The organism is Prescottella subtropica (genome assembly GCF_005434945.1).
GTDB classification, from domain to species: Bacteria; Actinomycetota; Actinomycetes; order Mycobacteriales; family Mycobacteriaceae; genus Prescottella; species Prescottella subtropica.
The window spans coordinates 227,521-250,486 of sequence record NZ_SKCH01000003.1; the positions used below are offsets into that span (position 1 = coordinate 227,521).

At 70.0% G+C, this 22,966-nt stretch carries 22 protein-coding genes; 9 read left to right on the top strand and 13 right to left on the bottom strand.

Going from position 1 to position 22,966, the window contains the following annotated elements:
* Positions 1–67: 67 nt before the first annotated feature.
* The 4 genes from lipA to sucB all read right to left on the bottom strand — a co-directional run bounded on the left by lipA (position 68) and on the right by sucB (position 4,629).
* Positions 68–1,084, bottom strand: coding sequence for a lipoyl synthase (gene lipA, locus E0497_RS05425; RefSeq protein ID WP_137723758.1), 1,017 nt, complete (start codon positions 1,082–1,084; stop codon positions 68–70).
* Positions 1,085–1,136: 52 nt separating this feature from the next.
* A complete protein-coding gene (lipB, locus tag E0497_RS05430) occupies positions 1,137–1,904 on the bottom strand; it encodes a lipoyl(octanoyl) transferase LipB (protein ID WP_137723759.1) in 768 nt (255 codons plus the stop codon).
* 35 nt (positions 1,905–1,939) lie between these two features.
* Positions 1,940–2,830 (bottom strand): TIGR01777 family oxidoreductase, encoded by an 891-nt coding sequence (locus tag E0497_RS05435; protein ID WP_137723760.1) that lies wholly within the window; start codon positions 2,828–2,830, stop codon positions 1,940–1,942.
* Between the two features lie 83 nt (positions 2,831–2,913).
* On the bottom strand, positions 2,914–4,629 hold the full coding sequence (gene sucB / locus E0497_RS05440) for a 2-oxoglutarate dehydrogenase, E2 component, dihydrolipoamide succinyltransferase (protein WP_137723761.1): 1,716 nt from the start codon (positions 4,627–4,629) through the stop codon (positions 2,914–2,916).
* Positions 4,630–4,932: 303 nt separating this feature from the next.
* Here sucB and E0497_RS05445 point away from each other — a divergent pair, with 303 nt between their 5' ends.
* On the top strand, positions 4,933–5,265 hold the full coding sequence (locus E0497_RS05445) for an oxidoreductase (RefSeq protein ID WP_137723762.1): 333 nt from the start codon (positions 4,933–4,935) through the stop codon (positions 5,263–5,265).
* Positions 5,266–5,316: 51 nt separating this feature from the next.
* Here E0497_RS05445 and E0497_RS05450 read toward each other — a convergent pair whose 3' ends face one another.
* Positions 5,317–6,843: a leucyl aminopeptidase gene (locus E0497_RS05450; RefSeq protein WP_137723763.1), complete on the bottom strand. Its 1,527-nt coding sequence runs from the start codon at positions 6,841–6,843 to the stop codon at positions 5,317–5,319.
* An 84-nt stretch (positions 6,844–6,927) separates the two neighbouring features.
* On the opposite strand from E0497_RS05450, the gene gcvT reads away from it, so the two are divergent.
* Together gcvT and E0497_RS05460 are read left to right on the top strand one after the other, a co-directional pair.
* Positions 6,928–8,028, top strand: a complete 1,101-nt coding sequence (gcvT, locus tag E0497_RS05455; RefSeq protein ID WP_137723764.1) for a glycine cleavage system aminomethyltransferase GcvT — start codon at positions 6,928–6,930, stop codon at positions 8,026–8,028.
* 53 nt (positions 8,029–8,081) lie between these two features.
* Positions 8,082–9,185: a branched-chain amino acid aminotransferase gene (locus E0497_RS05460; RefSeq protein WP_137723765.1), complete on the top strand. Its 1,104-nt coding sequence runs from the start codon at positions 8,082–8,084 to the stop codon at positions 9,183–9,185.
* A gap of 64 nt (positions 9,186–9,249) precedes the next feature.
* Here E0497_RS05460 and E0497_RS05465 read toward each other — a convergent pair whose 3' ends face one another.
* The 4 genes from E0497_RS05465 to E0497_RS05480 all read right to left on the bottom strand — a co-directional run bounded on the left by E0497_RS05465 (position 9,250) and on the right by E0497_RS05480 (position 12,470).
* Positions 9,250–9,999 (bottom strand): adenosylcobinamide-GDP ribazoletransferase, encoded by a 750-nt coding sequence (locus E0497_RS05465; RefSeq protein ID WP_137723853.1) that lies wholly within the window; start codon positions 9,997–9,999, stop codon positions 9,250–9,252.
* 14 nt (positions 10,000–10,013) lie between these two features.
* Positions 10,014–11,105, bottom strand: coding sequence for a nicotinate-nucleotide--dimethylbenzimidazole phosphoribosyltransferase (gene cobT, locus E0497_RS05470; protein WP_137723766.1), 1,092 nt, complete (start codon positions 11,103–11,105; stop codon positions 10,014–10,016).
* A complete protein-coding gene (cobU, locus tag E0497_RS05475; RefSeq protein WP_241665721.1) occupies positions 11,102–11,692 on the bottom strand; it encodes a bifunctional adenosylcobinamide kinase/adenosylcobinamide-phosphate guanylyltransferase in 591 nt (196 codons plus the stop codon). The genes cobT and cobU overlap by 4 nt, the downstream gene beginning before the upstream one ends.
* Before the next feature lie 79 nt (positions 11,693–11,771).
* Complete coding sequence (locus E0497_RS05480) at positions 11,772–12,470, bottom strand: DUF3043 domain-containing protein (RefSeq protein ID WP_137723768.1); 699 nt, start codon at positions 12,468–12,470, stop codon at positions 11,772–11,774.
* Positions 12,471–12,532: 62 nt separating this feature from the next.
* On the opposite strand from E0497_RS05480, the gene E0497_RS05485 reads away from it, so the two are divergent.
* The 3 genes from E0497_RS05485 (at position 12,533) to E0497_RS05495 (ending at position 15,098) form a co-directional block, all read left to right on the top strand.
* Complete coding sequence (locus E0497_RS05485; protein ID WP_137723769.1) at positions 12,533–13,612, top strand: glycerate kinase family protein; 1,080 nt, start codon at positions 12,533–12,535, stop codon at positions 13,610–13,612.
* A 59-nt stretch (positions 13,613–13,671) separates the two neighbouring features.
* The gene (locus E0497_RS05490) at positions 13,672–14,022 is read left to right on the top strand and encodes a HesB/IscA family protein (RefSeq protein WP_137723770.1); all 351 of its coding nucleotides are present in this window, start codon (positions 13,672–13,674) and stop codon (positions 14,020–14,022) included.
* Positions 14,023–14,126: 104 nt separating this feature from the next.
* A complete protein-coding gene (locus tag E0497_RS05495; RefSeq protein ID WP_137723771.1) occupies positions 14,127–15,098 on the top strand; it encodes a carbohydrate kinase family protein in 972 nt (323 codons plus the stop codon).
* A gap of 70 nt (positions 15,099–15,168) precedes the next feature.
* On the opposite strand, the gene asnB is transcribed toward E0497_RS05495, so the two are convergent.
* A complete protein-coding gene (asnB, locus tag E0497_RS05500; RefSeq protein ID WP_137723772.1) occupies positions 15,169–17,094 on the bottom strand; it encodes an asparagine synthase (glutamine-hydrolyzing) in 1,926 nt (641 codons plus the stop codon).
* A 329-nt stretch (positions 17,095–17,423) separates the two neighbouring features.
* Between asnB and ctaC the strand changes: the two genes are divergently transcribed.
* On the top strand, positions 17,424–18,488 hold the full coding sequence (ctaC, locus tag E0497_RS05505) for an aa3-type cytochrome oxidase subunit II (protein ID WP_137723773.1): 1,065 nt from the start codon (positions 17,424–17,426) through the stop codon (positions 18,486–18,488).
* 36 nt (positions 18,489–18,524) lie between these two features.
* Positions 18,525–18,941, top strand: a complete 417-nt coding sequence (locus E0497_RS05510; protein WP_137723774.1) for a cytochrome c oxidase subunit 4 — start codon at positions 18,525–18,527, stop codon at positions 18,939–18,941.
* Positions 18,942–19,109: 168 nt separating this feature from the next.
* Here the strand turns inward: E0497_RS05510 and E0497_RS05515 are convergent, their stop codons facing one another.
* The 3 genes from E0497_RS05515 to E0497_RS05525 are packed head-to-tail and all read right to left on the bottom strand — an operon-like array spanning position 19,110 to position 22,138.
* Complete coding sequence (locus tag E0497_RS05515; protein ID WP_137723775.1) at positions 19,110–20,135, bottom strand: hypothetical protein; 1,026 nt, start codon at positions 20,133–20,135, stop codon at positions 19,110–19,112.
* Positions 20,136–20,189: 54 nt separating this feature from the next.
* Positions 20,190–21,299 carry an MBL fold metallo-hydrolase gene (locus E0497_RS05520; protein ID WP_137723776.1) on the bottom strand — a complete coding sequence of 370 codons (1,110 nt, stop codon included), beginning with the start codon at positions 21,297–21,299 and terminating at the stop codon, positions 20,190–20,192.
* On the bottom strand, positions 21,296–22,138 hold the full coding sequence (locus E0497_RS05525; protein ID WP_137723777.1) for an SDR family oxidoreductase: 843 nt from the start codon (positions 22,136–22,138) through the stop codon (positions 21,296–21,298). The genes E0497_RS05520 and E0497_RS05525 overlap by 4 nt, the downstream gene beginning before the upstream one ends.
* A 97-nt stretch (positions 22,139–22,235) precedes the next feature.
* Here E0497_RS05525 and E0497_RS05530 point away from each other — a divergent pair, with 97 nt between their 5' ends.
* Positions 22,236–22,880, top strand: coding sequence for a TetR/AcrR family transcriptional regulator (locus E0497_RS05530; RefSeq protein WP_137723778.1), 645 nt, complete (start codon positions 22,236–22,238; stop codon positions 22,878–22,880).
* Positions 22,881–22,966 lie beyond the last annotated feature (86 nt).

Here is a 22,966-nt window from a genome sequence, read left to right on the forward strand (position 1 = left end):
CTCACCGCGTCCGATCGCGTTCACGGTGAGGGACGAACCTCTGTTGCAGTGAGGGACGAGCTGCCGGTCAGGCGCGGGCGGCGAGACGTTCGAGGACCGAGCCGGCTTCCTGTGCGGCGCTGCCACCGTCGGCGAGGTGTGCCTGCCCGTCGGGGAGGGGGCGCCCGTGGTGGGCCATCGCCTGGGCGTACAGGCGGCCGGCCCGGTACGAGGAGCGGACCAGTGGTCCGGCCATGACACCGGCGAACCCGATCTCCTCGGCGGCCTGGGAGTGTTCGACGAACTCCTCCGGCTTGACCCAGCGTTCGACGGGATGGTGCCGCGGCGACGGCCGCAGGTACTGGGTGATGGTGAGGATGTCGCAGCCGGCGTCGTGCAGGTCGACCATCGCCTCACGCACCTCGTCGGGGGTTTCCCCCATGCCGAGGATGAGGTTCGACTTGGTGACGAGTCCGAAGTCGCGGGCGGCGGTGATGACCTCGAGGGACCGTTCGTAGCGGAACGCGGGCCGGATCCGTTTGAAGATGCGGGGCACGGTCTCGAGGTTGTGGGCGAGGACCTCGGGGCGGGCGTCGAACACCTCGGCGAGCAGGTCCGGTTTCGCGTGGAAGTCGGGGATCAGGTTCTCGACGCCGGTGGTCGGGTTCAACTCGTGGATCTGCCGGACGGTTTCGGCGTACAGCCAGGCGCCTTCGTCGGGGAGGTCGTCGCGGGCGACACCGGTGATGGTGGAGTAGCGCAGGCCCATCGACCGGACGGATTCGGCGACCCGGCGCGGTTCGTCCCGGTCGAGGGCGGTGGGTTTGCCGGTGTCGATCTGGCAGAAGTCGCAGCGGCGGGTGCACTGGTCGCCGCCGATGAGGAAGGTGGCCTCGCGGTCTTCCCAGCATTCGTAGATGTTGGGGCAACCGGCCTCCTCGCACACCGTGTGCAGGCCCTCGCTCTTCACCAGGCCCTTCAGCTCGGTGTACTCGGGGCCCATCTTGGCGCGGGTCCGGATCCAGGCGGGCTTGCGTTCGATCGGAGTTTCCGCGTTTCGAGCCTCGATGCGGAGCAGCTTGCGACCTTCTGGGACGACACTCACGTGTGCGATGGTACGCCTGACCGAACGCGTCGTCGGGTCCGGCCGGTATCCCTCAGCCGAAGCGGACGGTGGTGAACTCCGGTGCCGGACGGGCGAACTCGTCGGTAACTTCGGTGCGTTCGATGTCGCGGACCGTCACCGGCAGCGTCCCGTCGAGAGCAGCGAGGACGGCGGTGGTGACCGCGTCGGTGACCTCGCCGACGGTGACGTCCCGGCCGAGCTCCCGCGACAGGGTCGTCACCCCGGCGTCCCGGATGCCGCAAGGGACGATGTTGTCGAACCCGTCGAGGGCGGCATTGCAGTTCAGGGCGAAGCCGTGCATCGTGACGCCGCGTTGCACCCGGACGCCGATCGCGGCGACCTTGCGTTCGGGCAGCCACCGGCCGTCGGCGGCGGCAGCGGCCAGCCACACCCCGGACCGTCCCTCGACGCGGCCGCACGTGACACCCAGGTCGGTGCACACCTCGATGAGGGCCTCCTCGAGGCGTCGCACGTAGTCGACGACGTCGACCGGTTCGGCGAGGCCGACGATCGGATACCCGACGAGCTGTCCCGGACCGTGCCAGGTGATCTTGCCGCCGCGGTCGACGTCGATGACCGGGGTGCCGTCGGCCGGACGGTCCTCGGGGGCGGTGCGCCGGCCCGCCGTGTAGACGGCGGGATGCTCGAGCAGCAGCAGCGTGTCGGGGCCCTCGCCGTCGGCACGGCGGGTGGCCAGCTCACGCTGGTGATCCCAGGCGGCCACGTAGTCGATCCGGCCGAGACGCTCGACGGACATCGGATCGGAACTGGACCGGGCCGACGCGGTAGCACTGCTCATGCGGACGACGTTACGCCCGCCGACCGCACGGTCCGTCACCGGCCGAGTGCGTACCGGAGGGCGTCGTCGATCGTGGTGTGCCGGAACGGGAATCCGGCGGACGTGAGCACCCGCGGGACGGCCCGCTGCCCGGACAGCACCGCCTCGTCGGCGAACTCGCCGATCAGCGCGGACACCACGACGCCCGGCACCCGCCACGGCGTCGGACGGTGCAGCGCGCGGCCCATCGCCGCGGTGAAGCGGGTGTTGGTGACCGGTTCCGGGGCGCACAGGTTCACCGGCCCCGACACGGCGTCGTGGTCGAGCACGAACTCGATCGCGGCGAGCTCGTCGGCCAGTGAGATCCACGACAGGTACTGGCGTCCGCTGCCGAGCCGGCCACCGAGTCCGAGTCGGAAGATCCGGCGCAGCGGGCCGAGCAGACCGGCGTGCGGCGCCAGGACCGGGGCGGTGCGCAGCGACACCGTCCGCACCCCGGCGGCGGCCGCGCCGCCGCTCGCCGCCTCCCAGTCCCGGCACAGCCCGGCCAGGAAACCGTCACCCGGCGCGGACCGTTCGTCGACGACCCGGTCGCCGGTGTCGCCGTACCAGTTGATGCCGGACGCGGTGACCAGTACCGGCACCTGCGCATCGACGACCGCGCGGGCGAGGACGTCGGCCGGGGTGATCCGGCTGTCCCGCAGCGCCTGCTTGTAGGCGCCGGACCAGCGGCGGCCTGCGATCCCGGCGCCGCACAGGTTCACGACGGCGTCGACGCCGCGCAGGGCCCCGACGTCGAGGACGCCGCGTTCGGGATCCCACGCGACCTCGTCCGGGCGGGCGACGGGCCGCCGCACCAACCGGACCACGTCGTGGCCGTGGATGTGCAGCGCGTCGACCAGCGCGGACCCGATCAGGCCGGACGATCCGGCGACGACTACCCGCATGCGACTCCTCCCGATACCGGAAACGCCGCGGGGCACCCTCTCCGGTGGGAGAGGGTGCCCCGCGGCGTGGGGAACACGGACCCTTACAGGCCGAGGTCGGCCTCGAACGCGGCGTCCTCGAGACGCTGCTTGATCGTGGTCAGGAAGCGACCCGCATCGGCACCGTCGACCAGACGGTGGTCGTAGGTCAGCGGCAGGTAGCACATCGAGCGGACGCCGATGGACTCGTTGCCGTTCTCGTCCTGCACGACGACCGGACGCTTGACGATCGCGCCGGTGCCCAGCATCGCGGCCTGCGGCGGCACCAGGATCGGGGTGTCGAACAGGGCGCCCTGGCTGCCGATGTTGGTGATGGTGAACGTGCCACCGGCGAGCTCGTCCGGCTTGAGGCCACCGGATCGGGCACGCTTGGCGATGTCGGCGATGGCGCGGGCCAGGCCGGCCAGCGACAGGTCGCCGGCGTTGTGGATCACCGGGGAGAGCAGACCCTGCTCGGTGTCGACCGCGATGCCCAGGTGCTCGGCGGCGTGGTACGTGATCTCCTTGGTGCCCTCGTTGTAGGACGCGTTCACGTTCGGGTGAACCTTGAGCGCCTCGACGACGGCCTTCGCGAAGAACGGCAGGAACGTCAGGTTGACGCCCTCACGGTCGGCGAAGTCGGCCTTGGCCTGAGCCCGCAGCGCCGCGATCTTGGTGACGTCGACCTCGAAGGTCTGGGTCAGCTGCGCCGTGGTCTGCAGGGACTCACGGGTCTTGGTCGCCGTGATCTGGCGGATCCGGTTGGCCTTCTGCGTGGTGCCACGCAGGTTGGCCAGCTCGGGGCGGACACCGGCCGGGGCGGCCGGGGCCGCGGCAGCAGCCGGAGCCGCAGCCGCCGGGGCGGCCGGAGCCTTCGCAGCCTCGGCGGCGGCGAGCACGTCCTGCTTGCGGATGCGACCACCGACACCGGTGCCGGTCACCGCGGCCAGATTCACGTTGTTCTCGGCGGCCAGCTTGCGGACCAGCGGAGTGACGTACGGGGTGGCGTCACCCGACGGTGCGGCAGCCGGAGCGGGAACTGCCGGTGCCGGAGCAGCCGGAGCGGGAGCCGGGGCAGCCGGAGCCGGTGCGGGAGCAGCCGGTGCGGGAGCAGCCGGTGCGGGAGCAGCGGGAGCCGGGACGGGTGCCGGAGCAGCCGGTGCGGCGGCCGGGGCACCGGAGCCGACGACGGCCAACTGGCCGCCGATCTCGACGACGTCGTCTTCCTGCGCGCTGATCTCGAGCAGCACACCGGCGACGGGCGACGGGATCTCGGTGTCGACCTTGTCGGTGGAGACCTCGAGCAGCGGCTCGTCGACGGCGACCTCGTCACCGACGGCCTTGAGCCAGCGGGTGACGGTGCCCTCGGTGACGGATTCGCCGAGCTCGGGCATCTTCACCGGGGTGCCGGGCGCGGCACCGGCGGCGGGCGCGGCAGCAGGAGCCGGGGTGGCAGCGGCAGGAGCCGGGGCAGCCTCGACGACCGGTGCGGGTGCCGGGGCGGCAGCGGGAGCCGGGGCGGCGGCGGGCGCGGGAGCCTCACCGGCCTCACCGATCACGGCCAGTTCGCCGCCGATATCGACGACGTCGTCCTCCTGCGCGACGATCTTCGTCAGAACGCCGGCGGCCGGAGACGGAATCTCGGTGTCGACCTTGTCGGTGGAGACCTCGAGCAGCGGCTCGTCGACGGCGACCGTGTCCCCTTCCTGCTTGAGCCACCGCGTGACAGTTCCCTCGGTGACGGATTCACCCAGGGCTGGCATCTGGACGGAGAAGGCCATTTCTTTCGACTCCTCGACGATTGTGTTCGGGTTGTTGAGTTGTAGCGACTTGTGGTCGCAACCATTGTGCTCGGCAAGCATGGTTCCGGCGGCGTTGTACGACGGATCCGAGACGCATCACACGGGTCGTGTGCTGCGCGTCGGACGCGTCGTGCGACGCACCCGGACCATCCTTCCATTGATGCCCGGGGCGTGTCGTGGGAGGGCCGCGTCGCGCCGATTTCCGTGTCGCCGGACACGGTGACTGGCAAAATCGGACGGATGCCGCGGAGTGGTCCGCGACACACCGGGAGGAGAGTTCGCGTGGGGTTGTTCGACCGATTCACTCGTGGCCGGGGGCAGACGCCGTCGGCCACGTCCGACGACGCCCGGTACCTCGCGGACTGGACGCGGACACACCACGGCGTCGAGGCCTACATCGAACCGCAGACGACGGTCACCGAGATGACCGTCGTCCTCGTCGCCGCGGACGGGGAGTGGACACGGCGCAAGGTCGGCGGGGACCGCGGTGCCCGCCGCCTCGGGGAGGAGCTGCGGATCCCGGTCTACGACGTGCACAAGACCGGGTATCCGCAGCGGATGCGGGACTACGACAACCGCCGCCGTATCGAACGCAAACGCGCCCGGGAGGCCTGACGGCCTGTGCGCCTTTTCGGTAGCAGCTACTACCAAAAAGGCGCACAGCACCTAGCCGTTGACCGCGATGTCCTCGAGCACCGAGATCATGGTGCGGACCGGGACGCCGGTGCCACCCTTGCCGGTGTAGCCGAACGGGCCGCCGGTGTTGAACGCGGGGCCGGCGACGTCGAGGTGCGCCCACTGGACACCGTCGGCGACGAATTCCTTGAGGAAGATCGCGGCCGCGAGCATGCCGCCCCAGCGGTGCGGGGTGACGTTGGCAAGGTCGGCGACCCGGGAGTTGAGGTCGGTGCGCAGTTCGGTGGGCATCGGCATCGGCCAGCCGTTCTCGCCGACCGCCTGCGAGATGGCGGCGACCCGGTCCCGGAAGTCGTCGGTGCCCAGGACGCCGGGGGTGCGGTTGCCGAGTGCGACCATCTGTGCGCCGGTCAGGGTGGCGGTGTCGATGAGGTAGTCAGGCGCGTCCTCGCAGGCGCGGGCGATGGCGTCGGCCAGGATCAGGCGGCCCTCGGCGTCGGTGTTGATCACCTCGACGGTGGTGCCGCCGTACTGGGTGAGGACGTCACCGGGACGCTGCGCGGTCGCCGACGGCATGTTCTCGGCCATCGGCACCCACGCGGTGACGTCGACGGGCAGGCGCAGCTTCGCGGCGAGCACGACGGTCGCGACGACGGCGGCCGCACCGCCCATGTCGGAGGTCATGTTCTCCATGCCGGCGGCCGGCTTGATGGAGATGCCGCCGGTGTCGAACGTGACACCCTTGCCGACGAGCGCGACCTTCTTGACGCCGCGACGCTTGGTCGCCTTGTACGTCATCTGGACGAGCCGCGGCGGCCGCGACGAGCCCTGCCCGACGCCGAGGATGCCGCCGAAACCGCCCTTGGCGAGCGCCTTCTCGTCGAGGACCTTCACGGTCAGGCCGACCGCGGTGCCGAGTGTTTTCGCGCGGTCGGCGAACTCGGCGGGGAACAGGTGGCTCGGCGGGATGTTGACGAACTCGCGGGCGGTGGCGACGGACTCGGCGACCGCGAGCGAGCGGGCCAGCTCGTCCTTGGGGCCCTTGGTGCGCGGCGACTCGACGAGCAGTTCGACGCGTCCGAGGGGCTGTGCGCCGTCACCCGGCGCCGACTTGGCACGGAACTCGTCGAAGCGGTAGGCGCCCAGGAAGAAGCCTTCGGCGGCCGCCCCCAGATCGACCGACGACAGCGTCGTGGTGGCGGTGGCGACCCCGGACAGGGCGCGGGCCGCGGCCCCGGCGGAGCGGCGGACCTGCTCGGCGTCGATCCGGTCCGCGGCGCCGAGACCGACGGCCAGCACACTGCCCACCGGCAGCTCGGCGGGTGCCGGGATGCGGGTGAGCTCCTCGGCGCGACCGGTCGCACCGACGGCGGTCAGCGCGTCGAGCAGTCCCGCGAGCACCTCCTCGTCCACCCCGGCGCCGACGAGCACCTCGGGGCCGTCGGAACCGGTCGTCAGACCGATCACCAGGACGTCGGCGCGGCGGCTCGGCGAACCGGCCAGCGCGAGCGTCGGCCCCAGCGGGCGGAGGGGCGAAGAGGTAGAGGGCACGGGCATCTCCTACGGACGGGGAAGGGAAGGGGGCACAGCTGCCGAATTCCGATGTTAGTGCTCGAGACGCGTGGGCTAGCGTTGTCCCTCATGAGCGACGCACAACTGCTGCAGGGCCCCATCCATTCCGTCCACGTCGATCTCGGTGCCACGTTCGCCCCGTTCGGTGGGTGGGAGATGCCCGTCTCGTACGCCGGAACCGTCGCCGAGCACACCGCGGTCCGGGACGCGGTCGGCCTGTTCGACGTCAGCCACCTCGGCAAGGCGCTCGTCGCCGGCGCCGGTGCCGCCGCGTTCGTGAACTCCACCCTCACCGCGGACCTCGACAAGATCACGCCGGGGCAGGCCCAGTACACGCTGTGCTGCACCGAGACCGGCGGCGTCGTCGACGACCTGATCGCCTACTACGTCTCCGACGACGAGATCTTCCTGGTCCCGAACGCCGCCAACACCGCCGACGTCGTCGCCCGCCTGCAGGCCGCCGCCCCCGACGGGGTCACCATCGCCGACCAGCACCGCGACTACGCGGTGTTCGCGGTGCAGGGGCCGAAGTCCGCCGACGTGCTCACCGAACTGGGTCTGCCCACCGACATCGGGTACATGGCGTTCGTCGACTCCGACTGGAACGGAGTGCCGGTGCGGGTGTGCCGCAGCGGCTACACCGGCGAACGCGGCTACGAACTGCTGCCGCGGTGGGCCGACGCCGACGCCCTGTTCCGCACCCTGGTCGACACCGTCCGCGCCCACGGCGGCGAGGTCGCCGGCCTGGGCGCCCGCGACACGCTGCGCACCGAGGCCGGGTACCCGCTGCACGGCCACGAACTGTCCCTCGACATCTCGCCGCTGCAGGCCCGCTGCGCCTGGGCGATCGGCTGGTCCAAGCCGGCGTTCTGGGGACGCGACGTGCTCACCGCCGAGAAGGCCGCCGGTCCGGCCCGCCGCATGTGGGGCATCAAGGCCCTCGACCGCGGCGTGCTGCGCCAGGGCCAGACGGTGTCGAAGGACGGCGCCCCGATCGGCGAGACCACGTCGGGCACGTTCTCCCCGACCCTCAAGGTCGGGATCGCGCTGGCACTGCTGGATACCGCGTCCGGTGTGGCGGCGGGCGACGAGATCACCGTCGACGTGCGCGGACGCAGCCTGCGCTGCGAGGTCGTGGCGCCGCCGTTCGTGCCCGTGCACACCAAGTAATCCCCGATACGCCTGGTTCCAGGCGAAACTCCCGTTAGATAGGATCACGGCTCATGACAGACGCCCTCGAATTCGCGCGCACCCAGAACCCTTCTCCCGCCACCGACGAGGTACGGCACGAGATTCTGGAGTCGCCCGGGTTCGGTCGGTACTTCACCGATCACATGGTGTCGATCCGATACACCGAGGGCCGGGGCTGGTACGACGCCGAGGTCCTGCCGTACGGCCCGATCACGCTCGACCCGGCCGGCATGGTGCTGCACTACGGGCAGGCCATCTTCGAGGGACTCAAGGTGTACCGCCAGCCCGACGGCGGCCTCTCCTCGTTCCGGGTCACCGCGAACGCCGAACGGCTGCGCCAGTCCGCCCGCCGACTCGCGATGCCGGAACTGCCGGACGAGTTGTTCGTCGCGTCCATCGAGGCACTGCTCGACGTCGACGAGGCCTGGGTGCCCGAGGCCGGCGGCGAAGCATCGCTGTACCTGCGCCCGTTCCTCTTCTCCACCGAGGCCGGTCTCGGGGTGCGTCCCGCCTCCGAGTACCGCTACCTGCTGATCGCGTCCCCGGCCGGCGCGTACTTCCCGCGCGGCGTCAAGCCGGTCAGCGTGTGGCTCTCGCGGGAATACGTCCGCGCCGCACCGGGCGGCACGGGTGCCGCGAAGTTCGCCGGCAACTACGCCGCCTCCCTGGTGGCGCAGGCGCAGGCCGCCGACGAGGGCTGCGACCAGGTGGTGTGGCTCGACGCGATCGAACGCAAGTACGTCGAGGAGATGGGCGGGATGAACCTGTTCTTCGTCTTCGGCTCCGGCCCCGACGCCCGCCTCGTCACCCCGGAACTGTCCGGGTCGCTGCTGCCGGGCATCACCCGCAACTCGCTGCTCAGCCTCGCCGCCGACGCCGGCTTCGCCGTCGAGGAACGCAAGATCAGCACCGACGAATGGCGTGAGAAGACCGAATCCGGTGAGATCACCGAGGTGTTCGCGTGCGGCACCGCCGCCGTCATCACCCCCGTCGGCCGCGTCAAGTCCGCGGTCGGGGAGTTCACCGTCGCCGACGGCGAACCAGGAAAGATCACCATGGCGCTGCGCGACACCCTCACCGGCATCCAGCGCGGCACCTTCGCCGACACCCACGAATGGATGACGAAGCTGCGCTGATCACTCGGCCGAAACCTGCTCGGGCCCTTCCGCTTCGGTGGAGGGGCCCGAGCAGGTTTCGGGATCAGCCTCCGAGCAGGAACCCGACGGCCGTCGCGGCGACGGTGAATTCGAGTGCGGCTCCGAGGACGTCGCCGTTGACACCGCCGAAGCGGCGCACACAGTGCCGCACCAGCAGAGCAGCGGCGAACAGCGCTGCGACGACGACCACCGGGCCCTGCCACCCGTGTCCGGGCACCGCCCACGCCGCCGTGCCCGCCGCCGCGGCAGCCCACAGCAGGGCCACCCACCACGGCTGCGAATCCGCCACCAGCGCACCGAAACCCGTCGTTCCCGACGCCCGGATCCCGCGACGGCACGCGACCACCGCCGCCACCCGGCCCGCGGCCACCGCGACCGCCACCGCGAGCCACGCGCCGTGCGCGGCGAGCGCCCCGAACGCGAGCGCCTGCACCCCGAACGTCACGATCAGCGCCGCCACCCCGAACGGGCCGGCGCCGCCGCTCTTCATGACCTCCCGCGCCCGCTCCGGCGGCCCGTAACAGCCCAGGCCGTCCGCGGTGTCCGCGAGACCGTCGACGTGCATGCCGCGGGTGCCCAGCGCGAGCGCCCCGACGGTCAGCAGTCCCGCCAGCACCGGGTCGAGGCCCGCCCACGACAGCAGCCACAGCAGTCCCGTCGCGGCGCCGCCCAACAGCGCCCCGGCCACCGGGGCGGCGGTGATCGCCCACCGGCCCTCGTCGCGGCCGATGTCGCGGGGGCCGCGCACCGGCAGCACCGTCAGCCACGACAGGGCCAACGCCACCCCTGTGATCGTGCCGCGCACGGTCAGTCGGATTCCGGCGCCGGCACTTCGGCGTTGTTGCTGACACCGGCCGAGTCGAACGTCGCCATCCGGGCCAGGGTGGCCACCGCGCCCTGCAGGATCGGCAGTGCCGCGACCGCGCCCGACCCCTCGCCGAGGCGCATGTTCAGCCCCAGGATCGGGTCCAGGCCCAGGTGCCGCAGTGCGATCGTGTGCGCCGGTTCGGTCGACCGGTGCCCGGCCACCCACCACTGCCGGGCACCCGGGGCCAGTTCCTCGGCGACCAGCGCCGACGCCGTCACCACCAGGCCGTCGACGATCACCGGGGTGCGGCGCACCGCGGCCTGCGCGAGGAACCCGGCCATCGCCGCCAGGTCGGCACCCGACACGGTCCGCAGCAGGCCGACGGCGTCCCGCGTGTACGGCCGCGCACGCCGCAGCCCGTCCCGGATCGCGGCGGTCTTGCGCATCCAACCGGCGTCGTCGATGCCGGTGCCGCGACCGACGGCCGCGACCGGCTCGGTGTCGGTGATCGCGGCGATGAGAATCGTTGCGGGCGTGGTGTTCCCGATGCCCATCTCGCCGGCGATGAGCAGGTCGGCGCCCGCATCGACCTCCTGGTCGGCGATCGCGCGGCCCGCGGCGATCGCCTGCGCCGTCTCCTCGTGCGTCATCGCGTCCTCGCGGTCGATCGACCCCGACGAGCGGCGCACCTTGAATGCCGACACGGACGGATCGGTGTCGGCGTCGACCGACAGATCCTCCACGCGCACACCGGCACCGGCGATCTCGGCGAGCACGTTCACCGCGGCACCGCCGCCGCGGATGTTCGCGACCATCTGCGCGGTCACCTCCGGCGGATACGCCGACACACCGCCGCGGGCGATGCCGTGGTCACCCGCGAACACGACGACCCGGGGCCGCTCGAACACCTTCGGCGGGCACACGCCCTGGCAGGCGGCCGCCCACACCGACAGCTCCTCGAGCCGTCCCAGCGACCCGGTCGGCTTCGTCAACTGCAACTGCCGGGCCTGCGCGTGCGCCCGCACCTCGGCGTCCGGTGGGGCGGGGAACTCGAAGTCGGTCACCGACGGGTTCACGGGTTCGCTTGTCACGCTGGGCCTTTCATGTGCAACTGCGATGATTTCAGGGTCAGGGGGAGGCCTGCCACGACGAGGACCACGTCGTCGCACACGGCGGCGAGACGGGAGTTGAGGGCGCCGATCTCGTCGCGGAACAGCCGGCCGGACCGGGTCTCCGGGATCACACCGAGCCCCACCTCGGGACTCACCAGCAGCAGGCGTCCGTCGAAGCCGGCGACCGCCGCGACCAGCGCCTCGACGATCGGGGCGATCGTGCCGCGCGGGGCGTCCCATGCGGCGTCATCGTCGAGTACGCCCGTGAGCCACGTGCCCAGGTCGTCGACGAGCGTCGGTGGGTGCGGGCCTGATGCGGTGAGGACACTGGTCAGCGTGGTTTCGAGGCCCGTCTCGACCGTCGTCCACGCCGCCGGCCGTCGCCGCTGATGCTGCTCGATCCGGGCATCCCAGTCGGCGTCCCCCGGATACCGGCGGGCGGTCGCGACGTACCGGACGGCGGCGTCGGCGGGCAGATCGTCGAGCAGGCCCTCGGCGTGCGCCGACTTCCCGGACCGGGCGCCACCGAGCACGAGCGTGCGGCGCGGGACATCGGGGGAGGACACGAGGGTAGACGCTATCAACCGCGCCGGGCCGGTCCCGCAGTGCGCGGACCGGCCCGGAACGAGGGGGATGTCAGACGGCTCAGACGGCATCGCCGGGGCCGACACGCGGCTTGGGGGCGCGCATCTTGCGGATCTGCGACGCCCGGACGAACGCGTACCAGCCGAGCTTGAAACCGCCGTCGGCGGTGTCCGGGAACCGGGTCCGCACCCGGTTGTTGATCATGCGGCCGAGGATGTAGCCCTCGACGGCCATGAACAGCATCATCACCAGCATGCCGAGCGTGACGTAACTCTGGATGACCGGGTTGAGGAACATCGCCATGATCAGGATCAGGGCGAGCGGCATGAACAGGCCGACGAGGTTGCGGCGGCTGTCGACCAGGTCGCGGGTGTACGCGCGGACCGGACCCTTGTCGCGGGGCATCAGGTACTTGTCCTCGCCGGCGAGCATCCGGGCGCGGCGGTCGGCGGAGGCGGCGCGACGCTCGGCGGCAGCCACCTTGCGCTCCTCCTTGGAGCCGCGGGTGGCCTTGCGGCGGGCGCGGGCCTCCTTCGCGGTGAGCGGGGCGGGGGTCATCGGGCCGCGACGCTTGGCCTCGGCTTCGCGACGTTTGGGGGTGGGACGGCCCTTGCCCGGTGTTTCCGCGGTCTTCCCGGTGGTCTCCGCGGCCGACTCGGTGACGGTCTCCGAGGACGACGCGGGCGACGCGGCCGACGCGCCGACCTCGACGTCGTGCTTGTCGGAGTTGTCGGAGTCGCCTCGGCGTAGCAGCTTCACACAACCAGGCTATGGGATAACCGTCGTCCTGGCGAAACCGACCACCCACCTAGACTGCGCCGATGCGCGTGCTGATCGCCCCCGACTCGTTCGGCGGCACCCTCACCGCGGCCGAGGCGGCCGCCGCGATCGCCGCCGGATGGCGGGCCGCCCGCCCCGGAGACGAGCTGGACATCGTCCCGCAGTCCGACGGCGGACCCGGCTTCGTCGACGCCCTGAGCGTGATCGGCGCCGTGCACACCACCCGCGTCGACGGACCGCTCGACACCGTCGTCGACGCCCGCTGGGTGCTGTCCGACGGCCCCGCCCCCGTCGCCTGTCTCGAATCCGCGCAGGCCGTCGGCCTCGACCTCCTGGCCGGCCCGCCGACCCCGGACACCGCGGTCCGCGCCCACAGCCGCGGTGTCGGACAGCTGATCGCCGCCGCCGCGGCGGCCGGGGCGCGGCGGATCGTCGTCGGACTCGGCGGCAGCTGCTGCACCGACGGCGGCCGCGGCGCGATCGAGGCGCTCGGCGGTATCGACCGGGCACGCGCCCGGCTGCACGGCATCGACCTGGTCGCCGCCACCGACGTCGAGCATCCACTGCTCGGCGAGCACGGCGCCGCCCACGTCTTCGGACCGCAGAAGGGGGCCGACGCCGCCACCGTCGCACTGCTCGAACGCCGCAACACGGCGTGGGCGGGCGACCTGCGCGCCGCCGTCGGCCGGGACGTGTCCGTCCGGCCCGGCGCCGGGGCCGCCGGCGGGCTCGGCGCTGCACTGTTCGCGCTCGGTGCGGCCCGCGAATCCGGGGCAACCGTCGTCGCCCGCGTCACCGGTCTCACCGGCCGGGTCGCCGCCGCGGATCTGGTCCTGACCGGGGAAGGTCGGTTCGATCACCAGTCGCTGCGCGGCAAACTCGCCGTCGCCGTCGCCCGCCTCGGCTCCGCCGCGGGAGTGCCCGCCGTGGTCCTCGCCGGGCAGGTGGACGTGCCCGCCGCCACCGCCGCCGACGTCGGCGTCACCGCGGTGTACTCACTGGTGGAGACCGCCGGATCCGTCGCACACGCCATGGCGGATGCCGGGACGCACCTCGCCGCGCTGACCGCGTCCGTCGCCCGCGCCTGGCCCGGAACACCCGGCCCGATACACGAGGAATAGGGAAGCGCAGAGTACCGTTGAAGCGATCACGGGTTTGGCACGAGCGACAGGGAGAGCCCATGACTGTGCAGAACGAGACCGCCACCCACGGCGTCACGATGACCGAGACCGCGTCCTCGAAGGCGAAGGCGCTGCTCGACCAGGAGGGACGCGACGACCTCGCGCTGCGGATCGCGGTGCAGCCGGGCGGTTGCGCGGGCCTGCGTTACCAGCTGTTCTTCGACGACCGCAGCCTCGACGGCGACCTGGTCGTCGACTTCGGTGGCGTCAAGCTCGCCGTCGACCGGATGAGTGCCCCCTACGTCGAGGGTGCCTCCATCGACTTCGTCGACACCATCGAGAAGCAGGGCTTCACGATCGACAACCCGAACGCGACCGGGTCCTGCGCCTGCGGCGACTCCTTCAACTGAGTCCCGCACCCCACAGCGACACCGTCTGACGCGGAGTCCGCCACCACGGCGGACTCCGCGTCAGACTGCGTTCTACCCACCATCACCCCGAAAGGCCTCCGAACGTGACCATTGCGGTAACCGGTTCCATCGCCACCGACCACCTGATGCGGTTCCCGGGCCGCTTCGCCGAACAGTTGCTCGCCGACCAGCTCGCACACATCTCGCTGAGCTTCCTCGTCGACGACCTCGTCATCCGCCGCGGTGGCGTCGGCGGCAACATCGCCTACGCGATGGGTGTGCTGGGCGCCTCGCCGCTGCTCGTCGGCGCGGCCGGTATGGACTTCGCCGAATACCGCACGTGGCTCGAAGCCAACGGTGTCGACTGCAGCGGCGTGCTCGTCTCCGAGACCGCTTACACGGCCCGCTTCGTGTGCACCACCGACGAGGACATGGCGCAGATCGCGTCGTTCTACCCGGGCGCGATGAGCGAGGCCCGCGGCATCCAACTGGCATCCGTCGCGAAGAACGCCGGAGGCCTCGACCTCGTCCTGATCGGCGCCAACGACCCCGAGACGATGATCCGGCACACCGACGAATGCCGACTGCTCGGCATCCCGTTCGCCGCAGACCCGTCCCAGCAGCTCGCCCGACTGTCCGGTGACGAGGCCGCCCAGCTCATCACCGGCGCGAAGTACCTGTTCACCAACGAATACGAGTGGGGCCTGCTGCAGCGGAAGACCGGACTCTCCGAGGAAGCCATCCGCGCCCAGGTCGGGCTGCGCGTCACCACCCTCGGAGCCAAGGGCGTCGAGATCGTCGACGCCGACGGCAACTGGATCCGCGTCGGTGTCGTCCCCGAACGCGCCAAGGTCGACCCCACCGGTGTCGGCGACGCGTTCCGAGCCGGCTTCCTGCACGCGCAGACCGCCGGGCTGAGTCTGGAACGTTCGGCTCAGTTGGGTTCCCTGGTCGCCGTGTACGTCCTCGAGACCGTCGGCACCCAGGAATGGACCCTCGACCGCGACGACGCCGTCAAGCGACTCACCGAGGCCTACGGCAAGGACGCCGCCGACGAGATCGCGACGCTGTTGTAGGCGCCTGCGGCGCCTGTGCGCCTTTTTGGTAGTAGCTACTACCAAAAAGGCGCACAGGCAGCTCCGCTGCCTACAAGCTGACCGGGTAGGTCGGCTCCTGGATCTGCGGCACGATGCGCTTCTCGACGAAGATGCCGTGCCAGATCATGAAGCACAGCACCGTCCACAGTCGGCGGCTGTGATCGGAGACACCGTCCCGGTGGTCGCGGAGCATCCGGGTGACGGCGGCCTTGTCGAAGATGTGGTCGGTGCCCGACGCCGCGATCTGCTCGTGCGCCCAGTCGTACAGTTCGGTGCCGGCCAGCCAGTGCCGCAGCGGCACCGGGAAGCCCAGCTTCGCCCGGTGCAGCACGTGCGGCGGGACGATCCCCTCGAGTGCCTGCCGCAGCGCGTACTTCGTCGTCGACTTCGTGATCTTCTGGTCGAGGGGTACCCGCGACGCCACCGAGAACACCTCGGGATCGAGGAACGGCACCCGCAGTTCCAGCGAGTTCGCCATCGTCATCTTGTCGGCCTTGACGAGGATGTCGCCGCGCAGCCACGTGAACAGGTCCAGGTGCTGCATGCGCGCCACCGGATCCCAGTCGCGGGACTGCGCGTAGATCGGCGCCGTCACGTCCTGATGCGTCCACTCCGGACGGAAGTCGCGCAGCACGGCCCGCAGCTGGGCGTCGTTGAAGCTGCGCGCATTGCCGTAGTACCGCTCCTCGAGCGTCATCGACCCGCGATGCAGCAGGCTCTTGCCGCGCGTGCCGTCCGGGATCCGCTCCGACAGCGTCCCGGCCGCACGACGCAACGCCGCCGGCAGGTACTCGAACGGCTTCAGCGACAGCGGCTCCCGGTAGATCGTGTAGCCGCCGAACAACTCGTCCGCGCCCTCGCCGGAGAGCACCACCTTGACGTGCTTGCGGGCCTCCTTGGCCACGAAGTACAGCGGCACCAGCGCCGGATCGGCCACCGGATCGTCCAGATACCAGATGATCTCCGGGATCGCGGCCGCGAACTCGGCGGGGGAGACCACCTTGACCACGTGCCGGGCGCCGATCGCCGCCGCCGACTCGGCCGCGACGTCCACCTCCGAATACCCCTCCCGCTCGAACCCGGTGGTGAACGTGATCAGGTTCGGGTTGTGCCGCATCGCCAACGCCGCGATCGCCGTCGAATCGATGCCACCGGACAGGAACGAGCCGACGGTGACGTCGGCGCGCATGTGCTTGGCCACCGAGTCCTCGAGGGCCTCGGCGATCTCCCGGTACCGGGACTGCTCCGAACCGGCCGTGAACGCCGCCGCCGGGAACGTCGGCGTGAAGTACCGCGTCACCTCCGGGGACTTGCCGGGTGCCAGCCGGGCGTAGCAGCCCGACTCCAGCCGGCGGATTCCCGCGTGCAGGGTTTCCGGCTCCGGGACGTACTGCAGCACCGTGTAGTGCTCGATCGCCCGCGGATCCAGGTCGGTGTCGATGCCGATCACGTCGGCCAGTTCGAGGAGGCTCTTCTTCTCGCTGCCGAACGCGGTGCCGCCGGTACCGGTCGCCAGGAACAACGGCTTGATGCCGAACGGGTCACGAGCGACGAACAGTTCACGCTCCTGCGTGTCCCACACCGCGAACGCGAACATGCCACGCAGCCGGCGGACCGCGTCGGCGCCCCAATGATGGAACGCGGCGACGATCGCCTCACTGTCCCCTTCGGTGCGGAACTCGGTGCCGTGCTTCTCGGCGAGCTCCGCACGGATCTCGAGATAGTTGTAGATCTCACCGTTGAACGTGAGCGCATACCGCTCCGGGTTCTCCGGCGGGCCCCAGCGCAGCGGCTGATGCGAATGCTCGATGTCGATGATCGACAGCCGGTTGAAACCGAAGATCACGTCGGCGTCGTGCCACGTTCCGTGCTCGTCGGGGCCGCGGTGACGCAGACAGTGCAGCGCTGCCCCGACGCGCGTGACCGCCGCGTCGCCGGTGCCGTCGGTGGTGAGTAGTCCGAGCAGTCCGCACACAGCGTCCAGTACCTCGATTCAGAGTCGATTGTCGCGTCGTCGATTGACGCGTCCGGAGCCGGCAGTTCCGAGGAGTGCCGATTTCCCCCTCGAAAGTATGCCGCAGCTTTCCCGCCCCCCGCGTCCGCGGGGATCCCCGCGGACACGCGCCCGCGCGCCGTTCTCAGCTCGATCCCAGGTAGCGCGCGTACATTCGGTGGGCATTGGTCCCGACTGCACCACGGGCGCCGACCCGAGGGTGGAGGATCGGCGCCGTTGGTCTACGCTGCGTAGTAATTGGGCCTTCCCTTCGGGTGAGCCCTGTGTGGAATTGCGGCGATCAGGAAGGCGTGAACGTGGCGCAAGGTCGGATCCTTCGGCGAGCCGGGCTGGCAGCATCTCTGGGCATAGCTGCCATGCTGCTGTCGGGTTGTTCAATCGACAATTCGGTGCTTCGCTTCGGGTGGCCATCGGGTATTACCCCGCAGGCCGAGCGTATGCGCGAACTGTGGACGTGGTCGGTCATCGCCGCCCTCGTCATGGGTGTCATCGTGTGGGGCCTCACCTTCTGGGTGGTCGTGTTCCACCGTAAGAAGAAGGACTCGCCCGAGTTCCCGCGCCAGACGGCATACAACGTGCCGCTGGAACTCTTCTACACGGCTGTTCCGTTCGTGATCATCGCCGTGCTGTTCTACTTCACCGTGGTCGTGCAGAACTACGTCACGGAGAAGAAGGACAACCCGAACGTCGTCGTCGACGTGACGGCATACCAGTGGAACTGGAAGTTCGGTTACCGCTCGATCGACCTCGGTGAGGGCACCGCCAAGTACGACGGTGTCGACGAGGCCGCCACCGCTGCCGCAGTCGCAGCGTCGAAGCCCGAGGGCGTCGACGAGCACGGCAACGAGAAGATCGGCGCGATCCACGGCAAGAACCCGCAGGATCTGTCCTACCTGTACTACAACAAGATCGAGACCGTCGGCTCGAGCAACGAGATCCCGATCCTCGTCCTGCCGACCGGTAAGCGCATCGAGTTCGTGCTGGCGTCCTCCGACGTCATCCACTCCTTCTGGGTCCCCGAGTTCCTGTTCAAGCGTGACGTGAACCCGAACCCGAAGGAGAACCACTCCGACAACATCTTCCAGATCAGTGAGATCGAGAAGGAAGGCGCGTTCGTGGGCCGCTGCGCCGAAATGTGCGGCACCTTCCACGCGATGATGAACTTCGAGGTCCGTGCTGTGACGCCGGAGAAGTTCGAGAAGTACATCGAGGCGCGCAAGCCCGTCGAGGAGGGTGGTCAGGGTCTGAGCACCGCCGAGGCACTGGCATCGATCGGTGAGTCGCCCACGGCGACCTCGACCTCGCCGTTCAACACCGACCGCACCGTGCGCGAGGCTTCGGCCAGCGGCAACTGACCGCCCGAGCACCACTGACCAAGGACAACAACTGATATGAAGATCGAAGCCAAGCTCTTCGAGATCCTGACGGTGTTCTTCATTCTCGTCGCGATCGTCTACGGTGTCTTCACCGCGATGTCGCGCACCGGAATCGAGTGGGCCGGCCTCACCGCGATCGTCCTGTCGGCCGGTCTGAGCCTGATCGTCGGAACCTACTTCCGGTTCGTGGCGCGTCGTCTCGACACCCGCCCCGAGGACTACGAGGAGGCGGAGGTCTCCGACGGCTCCGGCGACCTGGGCTTCTTCAGCCCCGGCAGCTTCTGGCCCATCCTGCTCGCCGGTGCCGCCGCTATCGCCGCACTGTCGCTGGCGTTCTTCCAGTTCTGGATGATCGCCGTCGCGGCCGCGCTCGTGATCGCCGCCGCCGCCGGCCTGGTCTTCGAGTACCACCTCGGACCCGAGAAGCACTAGCACCACACCGCCGAAGGCGCCGAACCCGACAAGGGTTCGGCGCCTTCGCTGTTTTCCGGGTGCGGAACAGGACCGGTGTGCCGTCGTTGTCGCATGCCCGCTGCCGGCGTCGCAGGCCTTTTCAGTGCCGAAAAGAGCTGCGACGGCGGCAATAGCCGTGCGGCAATGTCAGATCTGCGTCCAAGGCCGGCCCCCGCTCCGGGACCAGTCGGTCGGTGCCCGATCCACGCGGAGGCCGCCGTCGCGTAGCCAGTAGGTGACATCGGGGTCCCAGCCAGCGAGCAGAGTGGCACCGTCACGGTGGGCGAGTGGGATCGCGATCCCCGGCGTGGTGAGGTATCCGAGGACCGTGAGGTGCACGGCATCGTAGTCCTCCGAGACCGCCACCCAGTCCGGAATGTTCCAGTGGCAGTGAACGCCGGTGGTGTCGAACCAGTCGGAACGTCGGCACTCGGGAACAGCCAACGGGTATGCATCGACCAGGACAGCCCAGTCCTGCGGGCATCCGATCTCGTATACCCGTGGCGTGCCGTCCACGGTGACCGGCCACACCCGGCTTCGGCGCCCGTCGGAGATGTCGTCTTCTTCGAGAACGAGTTGGACTGCGCCGAGGCCGTCACGTGCCCGGCTCGTCTCCATCACCCCGGACGCCTCTGGTGTCGACCACCATTCGCCACCGACAGCCCGATGTGGATTCTCCACACGAAACGCGCGAGAACGGGCTTCATCCCCGAGAACCTTGTCGCGCCACCCGATCAGATCGACGGCACATCGGACGAATTCCGTTGCAGTGTCCGACCAGTCCGAACCGTTCTGCAGTTTCGCGGTGACATGTTGAGCGTGAAGGTCGACGGACTCGTTCCACCAGGCCGCATGCGGTGACTCCAGAACGGCCTCGACGATCGGACGCAACGCCGATACGAGATCCGGACGAGCGAACATGCGGTCGTGCTCGTCTGGCAACTGCCAGTAGCGCGCGAAGTCGGTGGCCAGGCCCAACGCGTCGAGCAGGTGCAGTTCCGGCAGCGTTCGCACCCTGTCGAGGTCGACGGACGCCAGACGCTCCAGAACACCCGACAGGGTGCCGATCGGCCGACATGTCGGATCCAGCCCGTCACCGCTGCACCGATAGCCGACCGTGGCTGAGAAGAACCGGCCACGAGGTGATGCGAGTATCGACGCCACGGTGTCCACGAGGTGACCCTAGCCGAGGGGGTCGAGTGTGCTCCGGGACCCGGAGCCGCTGCCTCAGTGCTCCGGCGCGACGATGGTGTCGTAGTCGAGGCTGCCGTGGCTGAACGTCGGTACCAGCGGCCACTGCCGGCGGAAGTTCGTGCACTCCGACGACGGGATCACCTGCAGCCAGCGCGGATCGCGCACCGACGGCGATGCCATCGTCTTCTCCTTGACCATCGAGTCGTACTGGTCCTGCGGGTCCTCCAAGGTGTTGGAGTTCAACACCACCTCGCGGCCGTAGAACGCGGCCTGCTGCCGGACGCCGGGGATCTTCGACAGTTCCGGCTGCCAGTTGTCCGGGGCCATACCGTTCTCGGACTGCACCCAGATGCCGTCGGGGGTGTTCACGCACAGCGAATGGTTGCCGTCGGTGTGCCCGGGCGTCCACAGCAGGCTCACGCCGACACCCAGTTCGACGTCGCCGTCGAAGACCTCCAACCGGTCTGCGGGGACGCCGTCCATGCCACCGTGCACGTACCACGCCGACTGCATCGGGTGCATCGACTCGAAGGTGGCGAGTTCCTTGCGGTGCACCAGCAACTTGGCATGGGGGAACAGCGGCTCACGCGGCGTCGACTCGCCCTCGATCGGCTCGGCCGAACCCATGATCATGCGCACGTCCTGCACGTGCAGGTGGTCGAAGCTGACGTAGTCGACGTCCTCGTTGCGCAGCCCGAGACTCGGCAGCACGTCGTCGGGGTCGTTGATGTAGTCCGCGAAGAACCGCTCGACCTTGAACCGGCGACCCAGCTGCTGAATCTTGTGGTAGAACGGCGCCTCCGCCGACCCGGCGGCGACCGTCGGCTCCCACACCAGTGTCTTGAGCGTGCCGTCGAAGCCCTCGAACTGGATCACCAGCATCCGGTTGGTGATGCTGATGAACGGGTTCACGCTGATCGAGTAACCCTGGAACGCGAACCGGGACGGATACGGGGCGGTGGCGATGTCGACACTCTTGATCGCCGTGACCTGCCCCTGCGACAGGAACCGATCCCGGTACTTCGCGGCGGCCTCCCGCACCGCGGCCAGCCGGGCACCGCGCGGCCAGACGTCGTGGACGCCGTCGAACTCGGGAATGGGACGGACGGTGGTCGACGCGGTGGCGTCGGACGAGGTGCTCACTGCAGGTCTCCTGGCTGATCGGGGTTCGTGAACTGTCGCTCGTACGTGGCCCGGGCCGACGTGCCGGCGACCGCGGTGACCTGGTTCGGCACCATGCGGCGGAGCAGGACGTCGCGGACCCGCTGGGGGAGGACGTTCACCCAGCCGACGAGCGGACCGATGTAGCGGGGGACCGTGATCTCGAAGCGTGGCTTCTCGATCGCCGACAGGACCGCCGCGGCGACGTCGGCCGGTTGCAGCATCCGGGCCGCCCCCGTCGCCGTGCCCGCCGCGAGTTCCGTGTCGACGACACCCGGCATGATCGCGGTGAGTTCCACCCCCGTGCCGGCGAGCTCCCACCGGACACCGGTCAGATAGCCGAGGACGGCGTGTTTCGTTGCGGCATATGTGGATTCACCGGCGGGGGCGAGCTTGGCCGCCGCCGAGGCGACGGTGACGATGTGCCCGCGGCCGCGGGCCCGCATCACCGGTGCCGTGGCCTTCACGCCGTTGATGACGCCGTGCACGTTGACGTCGAACTGGCGGCGCTGCGCAGCCTCCGGTTCCTCGTCGAACGGTCCCACCCACATCACACCGGCATTGTTGACGAGCACGTCGACCGGTCCGAACGCGGATTCGACGGACCGCAGGAACGCGTCGAACGAGACGCAGTCGGTGACATCGAGATCGAATCCCTGCACCCGCGGCCCGAGAACGGAGGCGGTGTCCCGGACCGCGTCCCCGTCCCGGTCGCCGATACCGACCCGGGCACCGGCACGGGCCAACTGCGCCGCGATCTCCCGGCCGATCCCGCGGGCACCGCCCGTGACCGCCACGACCGTTCCGTCCAGTGACACCATCGGATCATCGTCTCCCGTCGCTGACGTACAAACTTTTGACATGGTTACATGTCAGATTGGAGTGCGCAATGCTCCCCGGTGATCGGAAGGCGAATCGATGGCGAGGACGACGGGGCCGGGCCGGCGCTACGCGGGTCTCGACCCGGCGGAACGGACACGGGTGCGCCGCAGTGCGCTACTCGACGCCGCGCTCGAATGCTTCGGGACCGGCGGGTACGCGTCGACGTCGGTCAAACAGATCTGCCGCGAGGCCGGACTGACCGAACGGTACTTCTACGAGTCGTTCCAGGATCGTGCGGCGTGCCTGCACGACCTGTACGTGGAACTGACGGACCGGCTGCGCACGCTCACCGCCGATGCGGTCACCGGAGCGGGGGAGGGGGACGACGCCCCGGCCCGCGGACTCGCCGCGTTCGTCGGCTACCTCACCGAGGACGCCCGCCGGGCAAAGGTGGTGCTGGTCGAGGTCGTCGGCGTCGCACCCGGTCTCGAGGACACCCGGTACCGGGTGCTGGGCGGATTCGCCGACATGATCACCCCGCTTCTCGTCGGGGCCGGGACAATGCCGGACGCCCGCGACGCACTGACCGGGGTGGCGCTCGCCGGTGCCGTCAACCACCTGCTCGTCGACTGGCTCCTCGGCGGGGGGCGACAGGACCCGGAACTTCTGGTGAGTGTGTGCGAGACGCTGTTCTCCGCGGCCCGGACCCGGCTGGCCGTGGAACGGGGCGTGCCGGACTGAGGGTGACACGACGGCGCCGGAAACGGGAAAGGCCCCGAACCGAATGGTTCGGGGCCTTTCCGTGGCTATGGGCGAATCAGTGTTCG

Excerpts from the sequence above, each read along its gene's own strand:
- E0497_RS05530 (WP_137723778.1), top strand. The coding sequence starts at position 22,236 with ATGGCGAGGACGACGGGGCCGGGCCGGCGCTACGCGGGTCTCGACCCG.
- E0497_RS05460 (WP_137723765.1), top strand. The coding sequence starts at position 8,082 with ATGACAGACGCCCTCGAATTCGCGCGCACCCAGAACCCTTCTCCCGCC.
- E0497_RS05510 (WP_137723774.1), top strand. The coding sequence starts at position 18,525 with ATGAAGATCGAAGCCAAGCTCTTCGAGATCCTGACGGTGTTCTTCATT.
- E0497_RS05485 (WP_137723769.1), top strand. The coding sequence starts at position 12,533 with ATGCGCGTGCTGATCGCCCCCGACTCGTTCGGCGGCACCCTCACCGCG.
- E0497_RS05490 (WP_137723770.1), top strand. The coding sequence starts at position 13,672 with ATGACTGTGCAGAACGAGACCGCCACCCACGGCGTCACGATGACCGAG.
- sucB (WP_137723761.1), bottom strand. The coding sequence starts at position 4,629 with ATGGCCTTCTCCGTCCAGATGCCAGCCCTGGGTGAATCCGTCACCGAG.
- E0497_RS05450 (WP_137723763.1), bottom strand. The coding sequence starts at position 6,843 with ATGCCCGTGCCCTCTACCTCTTCGCCCCTCCGCCCGCTGGGGCCGACG.
- lipB (WP_137723759.1), bottom strand. The coding sequence starts at position 1,904 with ATGAGCAGTGCTACCGCGTCGGCCCGGTCCAGTTCCGATCCGATGTCC.
- E0497_RS05435 (WP_137723760.1), bottom strand. The coding sequence starts at position 2,830 with ATGCGGGTAGTCGTCGCCGGATCGTCCGGCCTGATCGGGTCCGCGCTG.
- gcvT (WP_137723764.1), top strand. The coding sequence starts at position 6,928 with ATGAGCGACGCACAACTGCTGCAGGGCCCCATCCATTCCGTCCACGTC.
- E0497_RS05525 (WP_137723777.1), bottom strand. The coding sequence starts at position 22,138 with ATGGTGTCACTGGACGGAACGGTCGTGGCGGTCACGGGCGGTGCCCGC.